General features: G+C 75.3%; 11 protein-coding genes. 3 read left to right on the top strand and 8 right to left on the bottom strand.

What is annotated here, in order from left to right:
- Positions 1 to 105: 105 nt before the first annotated feature.
- The 3 genes from ACQY0Z_RS24270 to ACQY0Z_RS24280 all read right to left on the bottom strand — a co-directional run bounded on the left by ACQY0Z_RS24270 (position 106) and on the right by ACQY0Z_RS24280 (position 3758).
- Entirely contained in the window at positions 106 to 1149 is a 1044-nt protein-coding gene (locus ACQY0Z_RS24270; protein WP_189899240.1) for a LacI family DNA-binding transcriptional regulator, read from the bottom strand.
- 52 nt (positions 1150 to 1201) lie between these two features.
- Positions 1202 to 2737, bottom strand: a complete 1536-nt coding sequence (locus ACQY0Z_RS24275) for a glycoside hydrolase family 43 protein (protein WP_254585258.1) — start codon at positions 2735 to 2737, stop codon at positions 1202 to 1204.
- Positions 2738 to 2825: 88 nt separating this feature from the next.
- Positions 2826 to 3758: a rhomboid family intramembrane serine protease gene (locus ACQY0Z_RS24280; protein WP_439812800.1), complete on the bottom strand. Its 933-nt coding sequence runs from the start codon at positions 3756 to 3758 to the stop codon at positions 2826 to 2828.
- 132 nt (positions 3759 to 3890) lie between these two features.
- Here ACQY0Z_RS24280 and ACQY0Z_RS24285 point away from each other — a divergent pair, with 132 nt between their 5' ends.
- Positions 3891 to 4241 (top strand): hypothetical protein, encoded by a 351-nt coding sequence (locus tag ACQY0Z_RS24285; protein WP_189899235.1) that lies wholly within the window; start codon positions 3891 to 3893, stop codon positions 4239 to 4241.
- Between the two features lie 383 nt (positions 4242 to 4624).
- Here the strand turns inward: ACQY0Z_RS24285 and ACQY0Z_RS24290 are convergent, their stop codons facing one another.
- Both ACQY0Z_RS24290 and ACQY0Z_RS24295 read right to left on the bottom strand, forming a co-directional pair.
- The gene (locus ACQY0Z_RS24290) at positions 4625 to 6019 is read right to left on the bottom strand and encodes an FAD-dependent oxidoreductase (protein ID WP_381731187.1); all 1395 of its coding nucleotides are present in this window, start codon (positions 6017 to 6019) and stop codon (positions 4625 to 4627) included.
- 37 nt (positions 6020 to 6056) lie between these two features.
- On the bottom strand, positions 6057 to 7085 hold the full coding sequence (locus tag ACQY0Z_RS24295; RefSeq protein WP_254588465.1) for a DUF4349 domain-containing protein: 1029 nt from the start codon (positions 7083 to 7085) through the stop codon (positions 6057 to 6059).
- 158 nt (positions 7086 to 7243) lie between these two features.
- Here ACQY0Z_RS24295 and hemG point away from each other — a divergent pair, with 158 nt between their 5' ends.
- Positions 7244 to 8701, top strand: a complete 1458-nt coding sequence (gene hemG / locus ACQY0Z_RS24300) for a protoporphyrinogen oxidase (protein ID WP_439812801.1) — start codon at positions 7244 to 7246, stop codon at positions 8699 to 8701.
- A gap of 5 nt (positions 8702 to 8706) precedes the next feature.
- Entirely contained in the window at positions 8707 to 9438 is a 732-nt protein-coding gene (hemQ, locus tag ACQY0Z_RS24305) for a hydrogen peroxide-dependent heme synthase (protein ID WP_019523452.1), read from the top strand.
- A gap of 4 nt (positions 9439 to 9442) precedes the next feature.
- Here hemQ and ACQY0Z_RS24310 read toward each other — a convergent pair whose 3' ends face one another.
- From ACQY0Z_RS24310 to ACQY0Z_RS24320, 3 genes are all read right to left on the bottom strand, one after another.
- Complete coding sequence (locus tag ACQY0Z_RS24310; protein ID WP_347225442.1) at positions 9443 to 11002, bottom strand: alpha/beta hydrolase; 1560 nt, start codon at positions 11000 to 11002, stop codon at positions 9443 to 9445.
- Positions 11003 to 11129: 127 nt separating this feature from the next.
- Positions 11130 to 11912, bottom strand: coding sequence for a TIGR04222 domain-containing membrane protein (locus ACQY0Z_RS24315; protein WP_254588468.1), 783 nt, complete (start codon positions 11910 to 11912; stop codon positions 11130 to 11132).
- A gap of 117 nt (positions 11913 to 12029) precedes the next feature.
- Positions 12030 to 13340: a DUF692 domain-containing protein gene (locus tag ACQY0Z_RS24320; RefSeq protein ID WP_439812802.1), complete on the bottom strand. Its 1311-nt coding sequence runs from the start codon at positions 13338 to 13340 to the stop codon at positions 12030 to 12032.
- Between the last annotated feature and the right edge of the window lie 194 nt (positions 13341 to 13534).

Genomic DNA, 13534 nt, shown 5'->3' on the forward strand with positions numbered 1-13534 from the left:
CGGCGCCACGAGGCGACCGAGCAGGCGATCGCGACGGGCGAGGCGTACCGCGCCGGGGCCGCGGGCCCCGGGCGGCCGAGCCGGCTCGTCCTCGACGTCGTCACGTCACCCGTGTGACACGGGGCCGGTCGAGGCGCGGACGACCAGTTCCGTCGCCAGCTTCACCCGGGCCGCGGCGCGGGTCCCGCCGTCCTCGCCGCGCGCGAGGTCCAGCAGCAACTTGACCGCCGCGGCGCCCAGTTCGGTGCTGGGCTGCCGTACGGTCGTCAGGCCGGGGGTGATGTACTGCGCCTCCGGCAGGTCGTCGAAGCCGATGACGCTGATGTCGTCGGGGACCCGCAGACCCCGCTCGCCCAGCGCGTCGTAGACGCCGAGCGCCATCGAGTCGGCGCAGGCGAAGACCGCCGTGATGCCCGGGTTCTCGTCGAGGAGGGCGTGGGTGGCGGCCGCCGCCTTGGCGCGGTTCCAGCCGCCGTACGTCACCGTCACCGTGGCCCGTCCGCCGGTCTCCGTGTCGGCCGCCCCGCGGAAGCCGTCGACGCGGGCCCGGCTGAACAGATGGCGGGCGTGCCCGGCGACCACGCCGAGCCGCTCGTGGCCGAGGGACAGCAGATGCTCGGCGGCCATGCGGCCGCCCTCCCAGTTCGCGACGCCGACGCTGGTCACGCCCGCGGGCGGTGTGGTCATCGGGTCGATCAGCACCACCGGGACGCCCGCCGCGAACAGCGCGCCGAACTGCGGCGACGCCGGGTCGACCAGCGTGCCCACCACGCCGAGGGTGCGCCTGCGGAGCACCCGCGACACCCAGTCGCCGTGCGGCTCGGCAAGGGTCAGCACGACGTCGAGCCCCGCCGCGGCGGCCTCGCGGCCGGCTCCGGCGATGAGGAGGTTCGCCCACGACCCCTCGAAGTGGGTGACCACCAGGTCGAGGACGTCGGACCGGCCGTTCTCGTCCCGCCCGGCCTCGGCCTTGCCGCCGCCCCTGCGGGTGTAGCCGACGGCCCGTACGGCCTCCATGACCCGCGCGCGGGTCTCCGCCGAGACGTCGGTCCCGCCGCGCAGCACCTTCGACACGGTCGGAACGCTGGTGCCGGCGGTCTCGGCGACCAGGGACAGGGTGGGACGCGTTCCGGCTGGTCGGGGTGGCATGGGGGACAGATTAGCCCAACCGGCGCAGGGCCCTACGGCCTTCAGCGGTCCCTCACACGGCGGGCGTCGGGACGTACTCGAACCAGTCGAAGGCGACCGAACCCTCCGTGGCGTACATGCCGATGACACGGCCGGTGAAGCCGGCGGCGACCTCGGTGGACAGGTAGCGCCCGTCCAGTTCGGCGAGCGGGTGGGCGCCCGGGGCGGTGGGGTCGCCCAGCCAGAAGGCCAGCGTGTCGGGGCCGGTGGTGTGTCCGTCGGTGAGCAGGGGCGACGCGGGCACCAGGTCCGAGGTGCGGACGGTCACGCCGAGGACCAGCGGACCGGGCGGGGCGGACCGCTGGGCCACGGTCTCGCTCAGCGGCCCGATCCGCGCGACCACGCGCACCTCGCCGCCGCCGACCTCCACCTCGTAGTGGTGGGCCTCGTCGAGTCGTACGCAGATCCCGCCCCGCCCGGTGCCCGGGTCGACCTGGGCGGTGACGCGGCAGTCGAGGTGCTGCTGGCGGCGGCCGACGAACGTGTAGCCGGGGGTGTCCAGGGTGGGGCCGGTCGCGCGCAGCACCAGCGAGCCGGGACGCTCCGTGAGCGACCAGGAGCCGTCCGGGCGGGTGAACGGCGAGATCCAGTGCGGGGCGAGGGCGGTCCCGTCGAAGTCGTCGCGGGCGGGCGGAGCCGGTACGGGGTGCCAGGCGCCGCCGGGCGCCGCATGACGCTCCGGCACGGGCGCGACGACCGGCCAGCCGTCCTCGTCCCACTCCACGGGCGTCAGGAACGTCTCCCGGCCCAGGACGTGCACGTCGGGCGTGAACCCGCGGGGGCGGACGCCGAGCAGCACCATCCACCAACCGCCGTCGGGCGCCTGCACGAGGTCGGCGTGGCCGGTGTTCTGGATCGGGCGGGCGGTGCCGCTGTGGGAGAGCAGGGGGTTTCCGGGCGCGTCCTCCCACGGGCCGCGCGGGGAGCGGGCGCGGGCCACCGACACGGCGTGGCCGCGCTCCGTGCCGCCCTCGGCGATCAGCAGGTACCACCAGTCGCCGATGCGGTGGAGGTGCGGCGCCTCCGGGTACTTGAGGCCGCTGCCGGACCAGGTGGGGAAGGGGCCCTCAAGCACCGTGCCCGTGACCGGGTCGATCCGCGCCAGGTTGATGCCGCCCGCGGGTCCGGAATGGGCGCACCAGCAGGTGCCGTCCTCCTCCCACGCCAGGTCGGGGTCGATGCCCTCGATGCCGATCCAGACGGGGTCGCTCCACGGCCCCTCGGGGCGCTCGGCCGTGACGACGAAGTTGCCGCCGCCGTCGACGTTGGTGTTCACCACCCAGAAGCGGCCGTCGTGGTGCCGGATCGTGGGGGCGTAGAGGCCCCCGGACGCCTTCGAGCCGGGGAGCGGCAGCGGCAGTTGGGCGGGGCGGTCGAGGACGTTGCCGATCTGCTCCCAGTGCACGAGGTCCAGGCTGTGGAAGAGGGGCAGCCCGGGGAAGTACTCGAAGCTGGAGCACACCAGGTAGTAGTCGTCGCCGACCCGGCACACGCTCGGGTCGGGGTGGAAACCGCTGATCACCGGGTTGTCGTACGTGTGGTCGAACATGGTCCTCCCCATCGAACAGCGGGCCGCTGGGGGGAGTCTAGGCCCGCGGACGATCAAGCGGGAGGTCGTTCCGGCAGCCGGGCCCGTGCTACCGGCCGGGCCCCCTCGGTCCGCCGGGTCCGCCCTGCCACCCGGGTCCGCCCTGCCACCCGGGTCCGCCCTGCCACCCGGGCCCGCCCCGCCACCCGGGCCCGCCCCGCCACCCGGGCCGCGCCCGCCGGCCGAAGAGGATGCCGCGCGGCTCGGGCGGCGGGGGAGTGCCCGGCTTCAGCGGCCACGCCAGCAGCATGCCGACGACGAACCCGACGACGTGCGCCGCGTACGCCACCGTGCCCGCGTCCGTGACGCCCTGGCCGGCCGAGTACACCGCCTGGAGCCCGAACCACAGGCCCAGCACGATCCACGCGGGCAGCCGCAGCGGCAGGAAGATCAGGAACGGCACCAGCACCCAGACGCGCGCCCTCGGATAGAGGACCAGGTACGCGCCCAGGACGCCGGCGACGGCGCCCGACGCGCCGATCATCGGCTCGCCCGAGTCGGCGTTCAGCAGCGCGAAGCCGTACGCGGCCGCGTAGCCGCAGACCAGGTAGAACAGCAGGAAGCGGAGGTGCCCCATGCGGTCCTCGATGTTGTTGCCGAAGATCCACAGGAACAGCATGTTGCCCAGCAGGTGCAGCCAGCCGCCGTGCAGGAACATCGCCGTCAGCACGCTCAGTTCGGGCGACTTGTCGTAGCGGGGCGGGCCGATCACACAGCCGGCGCCCTGCGGGCCCACGCCGGTGGCGCCGGTCGGCACCAGGCTCGGCTGCTGGTGGTGGATCAGCTCCCTGGGCACCACCGCCCACCGCTCCAGGAACGCCTGGAGGTGGCACAGGTCGGCCAGGCTGCCGCCGCCCCCGGTCAGGGAGCCGACGACACCGGGCGTGTACACCACGAAGACGACGATGTTGGCGATGATCAGCGCGTACGTCACCCAGGGGGTGCGGCGCGCGGGGTTCACGTCATGGACGGGGATGACCACATCCCACTAGTGCCCGGACGGCCGCCGGTGAATCAAGGGGAGCCTGAACGCCGCCCGTCCGCCGTGCGTATGTCTCCTCAACCGCCCGCGGCGCGGGGAAGGCGCCGCGGGGCCGACGTGAGGACACAGGCGATGAACGACCGAGTGACCGTCCCCGTGCACGCCCTGCCCGACGGCGAGGCCGAGCTGACGCTCGTGGTCCGCCTCCCCTGGGAGGACGTCGCCCGGCTCGGCCAGGAGGCGGGGCGGCTCGCCGCGCAGATGCAGCGGCCGGTGACACTGGACGAGGCGGTCGGCCACCGCCTGCGGTCCGCGCGCGCCACCGCCGCCCACGCCCGCCCGACGGCCGGCGAACAGCCCCCCGCCGTCCCCCCGGCCACCGCCTCCGCCACGTCGACGACCGGCTCGGTCTCCTCCCTCCCGTCCCGCCCGCCGGCCGAACAGGCCCGCCAGGCGATCGAACGGATCAACGGCACGGCGTGACGCCGTCCCGCACGGCGGCCGTGTCCCGGGCCCGGGACAGCCGACGCGCGCCGGGTGCGCCCCGCCTGCCGGACACGAGCCGCATGCGGGGACACGCCGCACCGGTCCGCCCACCGGTGCGCCGGCCCGCCACAGGGGCCGCACCGCCGGGCCGGTGCCGTACGCGGGGCGTGAGCCGGCCTCGCGGGCTGCGGGCTTGCGGCCCCGTGCGACCGGGGCCCGCGCTTGGGTCCGCTCGTGCCGAGTGCCGAGTGCCAAGTGCCAAGTGTCAAGTGCCGAGTACCGGTCCGGCGGCCACTCGCGGCGGCCGCCGGCCGCGCCGCGGGGCCGTGCGCCGGCGGCCGGCCCCGCGGCCGTACCGGCTGACCGGGAGCGGGCCGTGCTCACCTCCCCCGCACCTTCGCCGCCGCCTTCCGCGCGGCCACCTGGATCGGGTCCCACACCGGGGAGAAGGGCGGGGCGTAGCCCAGATCCAGGGCCGCCACCTGGTGGACCGTCATGCCCGCCGTGAGGGCGACCGCCGCGATGTCCACGCGTTTGCCCGCGCCCTCGCGGCCGACGATCTGGACGCCGAGGAGGCGGCCCGTGCCCAGCTCCGCCAGCATCTTCACCGTCATGGGTGCGGCGTTCGGGTAGTAGCCCGCGCGGCTGGTCGACTCGATCGTCACCGCCTCGAAGCGCAGGCCCACACGGCGGGCGTCCTTCTCGCGCAGGCCGGTGCGCGCGATCTCCAGGTCGCACACCTTGCTGACCGCCGTGCCGACCACGCCCGGGAAGGTGGCGTAGCCGCCGCCGGCGTTCGTCCCGATGATCTGGCCGTGCTTGTTGGCGTGGGTGCCGAGCGGGATGTGCCGCAGCTGTCCGGAGACCAGGTCGAGCACCTCCACGCAGTCGCCGCCCGCCCACACGTTCTCCTGGCCGCGCACCCGCAGCGACCGGTCGGTGAGCAGCCCGCCGCTGTCCCCGAGGGGCAGACCCGCGGCCCGCGCGAGACTGGTCTCGGGCCGTACGCCGATGCCCAGGACCACGACGTCGGCGGGGTACTCGGCGTCCGCGGTGACGACCGCCCGCACGCGGCCGTCGGCACCGGTGGACAGCGCGGTCACCTCGGCGTCGTCGACCATCGTGATGCCGAGCCCGGTCATGGCCTCGTGCACCAGCCGGCCCATGTCGGGGTCGAGCGTCGCCATCGGCTCCCGGCCCCGGTTGACGACCGTCACCTCGTAGCCGCGGTTGATCAGCGCCTCGGCCATCTCCACGCCGATGTAACCCGCCCCCACGACCACCGCGCGGCGTCCGCCCGTACGGGACAGCGTGTCCAGCAGCGCCTGCCCGTCGTCCAGGGTCTGCACCCCGTGCACCCCGGGCGCGTCGATCCCGGGCAGGTCCGGGCGGACCGGCCGCGCACCGGTCGCGATCACCAGCTTGTCGTACGACGTCCACGACTCGGCGCCGGACTCCAGGTCGCGGGCGCGCACCCGCCCCCGGTCCACGTCGATCTCCGTGACCTCGGTGCGCAGCCGCACGTCGATGTCCCGCGCGCGGTGCTCCTCGGGGGTGCGGGCGATCAGCTCGTCCCGGTCGCCGACGTCGCCGCCCACCCAGTAGGGGATGCCGCAGGCGGAGTAGGAGGTGAAGTGGCCGCGTTCGAACGCCACGATCTCCAGCTCGTCCGGTCCCCTCATCCGCCGGGCCTGCGACGCCGCGGACATCCCCGCGGCGTCGCCGCCGATCACGACCAGCCGTTCCCTCGCCCCGTGCGCAGCGCTCGTGTTCATGCCGCCCACGCTACGGGGGAGGGGCGAGCAGGGTTCCTCAGGCGTCGCCGTTCCCGGCGTCGGGGGCGCGCCCCGGGACCGGCGGGGCGACGGGCAGCGAACCCGTGCCCGTGCCCGTGTCCGGACCGCCGGACGTCGCGGGCTCGGGACGCGGGCGGCGCGCGAGCCGCGGGCCGATCAGCCTGCTCCACAGCAGCGCGAGCAGCGCCGCCACCGCCGCGAACGGCAGGACCGCGCCCAGCGCCAGCATCAGCCAGCGCAGCAGGGTCACGAAGACGCCCCAGCCGCCCGCGAGCGCGTCGAGGAACCCGGGGGCCTCGTCCTCCTTCTTCTCCTTCCTCACCGGCGTCTCGGACAGCGTGAGCGTGATCGTGGCGAGGCTCGTGCGGTCCTTCAGGGACGCCTGCTGGGCCAGCAGCGACTCCAGGTCCGCCTGGCGGCTGCTCAGCTCGCCCTCCAGCGTCACCACGTCGCTCAGCCGGGTCGCCCGGTCCATCAGCTCGCGGATCCGCGCCACGCTCGCCCGCTGCGACCGGATGCGGCTCTCCACGTCGACCACCTGGTCGGTGACGTCCTCCGCGTTCGCGCGGCGCTCGACCAGGGTGCCCGTGCCCTCCAGCGCGGCCAGCACCTCGTCGTACGCGTCCACCGGCACGCGCAGCACCACACGGGTGCGCTCATGCCCCCGGCCGTCCCGGCGGGTCGTCTCGTCACCGACGTAGCCGCCCGCGTTCGTCGTCGCGGTGCGCGCCTCGTCGAGCGCCGTCGGCACGTCCTTGACGCGCACCGTCAGCGAGGCGGTGCGGATGATGTGCTCCGCCGCCGGCCGGGGCGCCGACGGGGCGGAACGGTCCGCAGTGCCGCCGCCGGGCGCGCCCTGCTTCCCGGACTCGGGCGCCGCGTCCACGGCCGCGCCCTCGTCCGCCGCCACCCCGGGCGCGGCCTTGCTGTCGGACCCCGCCCCGAGGTCGTCGGACGACGCGCTGCACCCCGTGACGAGCAGGGCCGCCGCCAGCAACGCCCCCGCCAGTGCGTGGGCGGATCGTACGGATCGTCGTGTGCGCATTGCGGGACTCCCCCTGCCGTGGTGACACTGACGCTCCTCAGACGCCGTGAGGGAGGCGGACGTTCGGGCCGGACGGTCGCGATGGGGTCACGGTAGGGACTCGGCGGGGCCACACGGCCCTGGCGGAGCCGTGCGCGGCGTTTGAGAAGGTGGAGGGCATGAGCGGATCACACACGGACGGCGGCCGGCACGCCGTCGTCGTCGGAGCGGGCATCGCCGGACTGGCCGCCGCGCACCGGCTGCTGGAGCACGGGGCGCGGGTCACCGTGCTGGAGGCCTCGGACCGGGTCGGCGGCAAGCTGCTGTCCGGCGAGATCGCGGGCGCCCGCGTCGACCTCGGCGCGGAGTCGCTGCTGGCCCGCCGGCCCGAGGCGGTCGGACTCGCCCGCGCGGTGGGCCTGGCCGACCGGCTCCAGCCGCCCGCCACCGCCTCCGCCGCGCTGTGGACCCGGGGTGCGCTGCGCCCCATGCCGAAGGGTCACGTCATGGGCGTCCCCGGCACCGCCGCGGCGCTCGCCGGCGTGCTGTCCGACGAGGGCCTCGCCCGGATCGGGCGGGACGCCGAGCTGCCGCCCTCCGAGATCGGCGACGACGTCGCCATCGGCGAGCACGTCGCCGCGCGGTTCGGCCGTGAGGTCGTCGACCGGCTCGTGGAGCCGCTGCTCGGCGGGGTGTACGCGGGGGACGCGTACCGCATCTCGATGCGCTCGGCCGTCCCGCAGCTGTTCGAGGCGGCCCGCGCGCACGCCACCCTGACCGAGGCGGTGCGCGCCGTGCAGGCCAGGACGGCCGCCGCCCAGCAGGCCGGTCCCGTCTTCACGGGCGTCACGGGAGGCGTGGGCACCCTGCCGCTCGCGGTCGCCGACTCCCTGCGCTCCCGGGGCGTCCGCATCCTCACCGGCGCCCCGGTCACCGAACTGCGCCGCGAGGCCGACGACGGCTGGCGGCTCGTCGCCGGCGGCGAGGTGCTGCACGCCGACGCGGTCGTCGTCGCCGTGCCCGCCCCGGCCGCCGCGCACCTGCTGCGCGCCGAGGCGCCGGGCGCCGCCGCCGAGCTGTCCGCCGTCGAGTACGCCTCGATGGCGCTGATCACCCTCGCCTACCGGCGCGACGAGGCGCGGCTGCCCGAGGGCAGCGGGTTCCTGGTGCCGCCCGTGGAGGGCCGCTCCATCAAGGCGTCCACCTTCGCCTCCCGCAAGTGGGGCTGGATCGCCGAGGAGAACCCGGACCTGGCCGTCGTGCGCACCTCCGTGGGCCGTCACGGCGAGACGGAGATCCTGCACCGCGACGACGACGAGCTGGTGGAGCTGTCCCGGCACGACCTGAAGGCGGCCACCGGCCTGGACGCCACCCCGGTCGCCGCCCGCGTGACCCGCTGGGACGACGGCCTGCCGCAGTACCCGGTCGGCCACCACGCGCGCGTCGCCCGCGTCCGCGCCCATCTCTCGGGCCTGTCCGGCCTGGCCGTGTGCGGCGCCGCGTACGACGGCGTCGGCGTGCCCGCGTGCATCGCGAGCGCGTACGCCGCCGCCGACCAGATCCAGGGTGACCTGCGCGCTGTGCAGCAGCTCACCGCGCACCCGGTGCAAAGCCTTCACGGAGGAGCAGGAGAATAAGGGACATGAGTGACGACGCCACCACCCCCGCGCCCGACCGGATCCCCAACAAGGGCAAGCTGGCCAAGGACCTCAACGAGGTCATCCGCTACACCCTGTGGTCCGTGTTCAAGCTGAAGGACGTCCTGCCGGAGGACCGCGCCGGCTACGCCGAGGAGGTCCAGGAGCTGTTCGACCAGCTCGCCGCCAAGGACGTCACGATCCGCGGCACCTACGACGTGTCGGGCCTGCGCGCTGACGCCGACCTCATGATCTGGTGGCACGCCGAGACCGCCGACCAGCTCCAGGAGGCCTACAACCTCTTCCGCCGCACCAAGCTGGGCCGCGCGCTCGAGCCGGTCTGGTCGAACATGGCGCTGCACCGCCCCGCCGAGTTCAACCGCTCGCACATCCCGGCGTTCCTCGCCGACGAGACGCCCCGCGACTACGTCAGCGTCTACCCGTTCGTGCGCTCCTACGACTGGTACCTGCTGCCCGACGAGGACCGCCGCCGGATGCTCGCGGACCACGGCAAGATGGCCCGCGGCTACCCGGACGTGCGCGCCAACACGGTCGCCTCGTTCTCCCTCGGCGACTACGAGTGGATCCTCGCCTTCGAGGCCGACGAGCTGTACCGCATCGTCGACCTGATGCGTCACCTGCGCGGCTCGGAGGCCCGCAGGCACGTCCGTGAGGAGGTCCCGTTCTTCACGGGCCGCCGCAAGGACGTCGCCGAGCTGGTCGCCGGTCTGGCCTGACGCCTCAAGCCCTGGGAGCGGGCGCCGGGTGCGGTGCGCAGGACGCGCGCCGGCCCGGCACCCGGCCCTCCAACAGATACGCCGTCAGGTGCGCGTTCACGCACGCGTTGGCGCCGCCCGCGAGCCCGTGGCTGCCGGCGTCCCGCTCCGTCACCAGCGCGGAGCCGGCCAGCCGCCGGTGCAGCTCCAGCGCCCCGTCGTACGGGGTGGCCGCGTCCCGTTCCGCCGCCAGGATCAGCGTGGGCGGCAGCGAGTCCTCCCCGGCGCGCACGTCCAGCGGCCGCTGCCGGGGCGCCGGCCAGGAGGCGCAGGGCAGGTTGGTCCACACGTTGTCCCACGTCTCGAACGGCGCCCGGCGCGCCAGCCGCGTGTTGTCCCGGTCCCACACCGCGAAGTCCGTCGGCCAGGGCGCGTCGTTGCACTCCACGGCCAGATACACCGCGCGCGTGTTCTCCGCCTCCGCAGCCGCCTCGGGCTGCTCCTCCGCCTGCTCCACCAGCGGCGCCGGGTCCCCCTTCATGTACGCCGACAGGGCGTGCGCGCGCTGCGGCCAGTGGTCGTCGTAGTACGCCGCCTTCAGCATCGCCGTGTGCAGCTGCGCCGGACCCACCTTCCCGCCCGCCGGCTCCCGCGCCAGCCGCTCCCGTACGACGTCGTAGCTGTCGCGCACCTTCCGCGCGGTGTCGCCCAGCCCGTACACGTCGTGGTGCCGGGCGATCCAGGCCCGGAAGTCCGCCCAGCGGTCCTCGAACGCGGCCGACTGGGCCAGGTTGTTGCGGTACCAGATCCGCTCCGGCGCCGGGTTCACCGCCGAGTCGAACACCATCCGCCGCACGCGGGAGGGGAACAGCGTCGCGTACAGCGCCCCGACGTACGTGCCGTAGGACGAGCCGAGGAACGTCAGCCGGGTCTCGCCCAGCGCGGCGCGCAGCACGTCCAGGTCACGGGCGTTGTTCAGCGAGGTGTAGTGCCGGAGGGCGTCGCCGGCGCGCTCGGCGCACCCCCGCGCGTACGCCGCCGCGCGGGCCGCGCGCTCCCGCTTGACCGCCGCCGTGGGGTGCTGGGGCGCCGATGCGGGGCCCTGGTGGAACGTCTTCGGGTCGGTGCAGGACAGCGGGGCGGAACGGCCCACCCCGCGCGGCGCGTAACCGACCAGGTCGTACGCCGCCGCCAGCCGCTTCCAGCCCGGCACCATGCCCAGCATCGGGACGTACATGCCGCTGACGCCGGGCCCGCCCGGGTTGTTCACCAGGGAGCCCTGCCGGGGCACCGCCCGCCCGGTCGCGGGGTCCTTCCCTGTGGCCCGGGAGCGGCTGACGGTGAGCCGGATCTGCTCGCCGTCCGGACGGGCGTAGTCGAGCGGCACGCGCAAGGTGCCGCACTCCACGGAGGGCGGCAGCTCCTGCTCCTCCGCACACGGGCCGAAGCCGATCCCCTCGGAGGCGGCGCGCGCGGCGGCCACCGCGGTGCCGCGCGCCTCGGACGCGGGCGTGGACGGGGACGCGGACGCGGGGGTGGTGAGGAGCAAGGACCCGGCGGCCACGAGGGCGGCGGCGGTTCTCATCGGTGAGGTGATCCCTTCGGTGCGCTGCGGCGACGGCGACAAAAGGGATGTTTTCGGCATGCGTGGTGCCGGGCAAGGACCGCCCGCCGGGTGTCGGCGACGGGTTCACCGCGTCCGGGTCACCCGGTCACCACTCCACGCGCGGCTCCCGGTGCGCGAAGGCGGCGCGCACCTGCGGTTCGCCCACCGCGTGCACCCCGCGCACGGCGACGGAGGTGAGGTACGCGCGGTCGTCGTCGGTGTCACCGTCCGCCGCCTGCCGCACGGAGGCGAGGAGGCGCTGTCCCGCCGGGGACGCCCAGGGTGAGGCGGGGCTCAACTCGAAGCGGGCTACGGCCAGGCAGCCCAGCGTGAACACCAGCGGCAGCGCGAACCACAGGGCGACCAGCAGGCGCGGCATCTGCGACGGCACGGGCATGAGCAGCGCGGCCACGGCGAGCCCGGCCACGGCCGGCACGGCGAGACGCAGCCGGCGCAGCGCCTCCGCGACGGTCCGCCCATCCCCCTCCGGCACCGCCAGCCCGGCGCGCACCAGCCGCTCCGCCAGCGTACGCACCGCCTCCGCGGTCGCCGCGGCCTTCCGCACCGGCGCTATGGGCGACTGGCCTTCCGGCCCTATCGCCCCGATCACCGTGCGCTCCATGGCGTCCCGCCCGCGCGGATCGACGACGGTGGCCCAGCCGGTGTGCGCCAGCAGCAGCCGCCGCTGACGGGCCATCGCGACGAGCGTGAGATCGGCGACCCGGGCGGGCCCGCCGGAGAGGAACGCCGCCTCGTACAGCGTCAACCCCTGCCGCCCTCCCGCCTCTTCACGGGCGCAGGCCGCCTCGCGCACCGCCGCCCGACACAGCCGCAACCCGGCGACCCCGGCGATCGCCCAGGCCAGCAGCAGGAGAGGAACCCAGAACATGAGTCGTTTGTAAGGGACACGGTCGCGGGAACACCATGCCTTGTTCACGATCCGGACACAGCGGTGTGGGTATGTGACGTTCCGGCCGGGGGTGTTGCCGCGGGTGCCCGGAGGGCGTCAGCGCCGCAGCAGTGACCGGCGGGTCGCCCTGGCCAGGCGGGCCGTCGGGCGGGGGGCTCGGGGGCGGGGGCCCGAGCGGTCGTGGTGCCAGTCGCGGAGGGCGCGACGGGTGCGAGGGCTGTCGACGCGGCCGGGGCGCAGGAGGTGTTCCGCGAAGGCCAGCGCGTCGTGCCGGTAACCGCCCGTCATCGGGCGGGTCTGCGCGTACGCGAGGAAGGCCGGCCGGTAGCCGTCGCCGAGGATCTCCGGCAGCTCCGGGGCCACCTTCGCGACGACGTCCGCCCGCTTGGCGGCCAGCGCCCGTGCCTGCACGCGCATCCGCGTCCGGTCGAACCCCTCCGGCACCGGCGTCCCCGCGACGAGCGAGGACAGCACGGCGGTCTGGGCCAGCGCCAGCCGCTCCCGGGCGGCCCCGGCGACGGGCTCGGCGGCGGCCGGCTCCCGTACGGGTTCCGGCGCCGACGCCACCCGGGCGCGGGCGCCCGCCTCCACCGCCTCGCGGATCGCGACCAGTTCACGCTCCAGCTCCGCCGGGGGCGGGAAATTTTCGTCCCGTTCCAGCAGCACGCCCGGGGGCGACACCCGCGAGGCGAGGTCCGTGAGGATGTCGAGCACCGGCCGCGGCACGGGGTGGGCGTGGCTGTCGTGCCACACGCCGTCCCGTTCGAACCCGCCCGCGACATGGACGTACGCGATGGCCTCCACGGGGAGTTCGCCGAGCGCCTTCGCGGGGTCCTCGCCGCGGTTGACGTGGTTGGTGTGCAGGTTGGCGACGTCGATGAGCAGCCGTACGCCGGTGCGGTCGGCCAGCTCGTACAGGAACTGTCCCTCGGTCATCTCCTCGCCGGGCCAGGAGAACAGCGCGGCGATGTTCTCCACGGCGAGCGGCACCGGGAGCGCCTCCTGGGCGATGCGGACGTTCTCGCACAGCACGGCGAGGGCGTCGCGGGTGCGCGGCACCGGCAGCAGGTGCCCGGCCTCGATGCCGGGGGACGCGGTCAGCGGACCGCCCGCCCGCACGAACGCGATGTGCTCGGTGACCAGGGGCGATCCGAGCGCCGTGGCCCGCTCGGCGAGCGCGGTGAGCCGCCCCTCGCCGGGGCGTTCGGCGCCGCCGAGCCCCAGGGAGACGCCGTGCGGCACGACGGTCACGCCGCGCTCGCGCAGCCGCAGCAGCGACGCGGGCGGATGGCCGGGGCAGACGTTCTCCGCGACCACCTCGACCCAGTCGATGCCCGGCATGGCCTCCACCGCGTCCGCGATCTCCGGACGCCACCCGATCCCGGTCCCCAGCCGCACCGTCGTCATCCCCGTCCCCTCCTTCACCCCGGGCGTTCCCGCCCGGCCCCCGATCCGTCCGCACGGGCGTGCCGGACGTGCCGGGGATATGACCCGAGGCTCCGCGCCCGAACCGTCCTCCGGCCGCCTTCAGAGGAACATTTGAGGTTGGGAGAGGACCGTCGGGGAACGGACGCCTGACGCGTTGCCAGTGGGGTGCGGCA

Origin of the sequence: Streptomyces sp. P9-2, assembly GCF_051903975.1 — a bacterium.
GTDB lineage: Bacteria > Actinomycetota > Actinomycetes > Streptomycetales > Streptomycetaceae > Streptomyces > Streptomyces cellulosae.

What these genes read in the sequence shown, in the direction of transcription:
- ACQY0Z_RS24315 (WP_254588468.1), bottom strand. Translation starts at nt 11,912, where the DNA reads ATGTTCTGGGTTCCTCTCCTGCTGCTGGCCTGGGCGATCGCCGGGGTC.
- hemG (WP_439812801.1), top strand. Translation starts at nt 7,244, where the DNA reads ATGAGCGGATCACACACGGACGGCGGCCGGCACGCCGTCGTCGTCGGA.
- ACQY0Z_RS24310 (WP_347225442.1), bottom strand. Translation starts at nt 11,002, where the DNA reads ATGAGAACCGCCGCCGCCCTCGTGGCCGCCGGGTCCTTGCTCCTCACC.
- ACQY0Z_RS24295 (WP_254588465.1), bottom strand. Translation starts at nt 7,085, where the DNA reads ATGCGCACACGACGATCCGTACGATCCGCCCACGCACTGGCGGGGGCG.
- hemQ (WP_019523452.1), top strand. Translation starts at nt 8,707, where the DNA reads ATGAGTGACGACGCCACCACCCCCGCGCCCGACCGGATCCCCAACAAG.
- ACQY0Z_RS24270 (WP_189899240.1), bottom strand. Translation starts at nt 1,149, where the DNA reads ATGCCACCCCGACCAGCCGGAACGCGTCCCACCCTGTCCCTGGTCGCC.
- ACQY0Z_RS24275 (WP_254585258.1), bottom strand. Translation starts at nt 2,737, where the DNA reads ATGTTCGACCACACGTACGACAACCCGGTGATCAGCGGTTTCCACCCC.
- ACQY0Z_RS24290 (WP_381731187.1), bottom strand. Translation starts at nt 6,019, where the DNA reads ATGAACACGAGCGCTGCGCACGGGGCGAGGGAACGGCTGGTCGTGATC.
- ACQY0Z_RS24320 (WP_439812802.1), bottom strand. Translation starts at nt 13,340, where the DNA reads ATGACGACGGTGCGGCTGGGGACCGGGATCGGGTGGCGTCCGGAGATC.
- ACQY0Z_RS24285 (WP_189899235.1), top strand. Translation starts at nt 3,891, where the DNA reads ATGAACGACCGAGTGACCGTCCCCGTGCACGCCCTGCCCGACGGCGAG.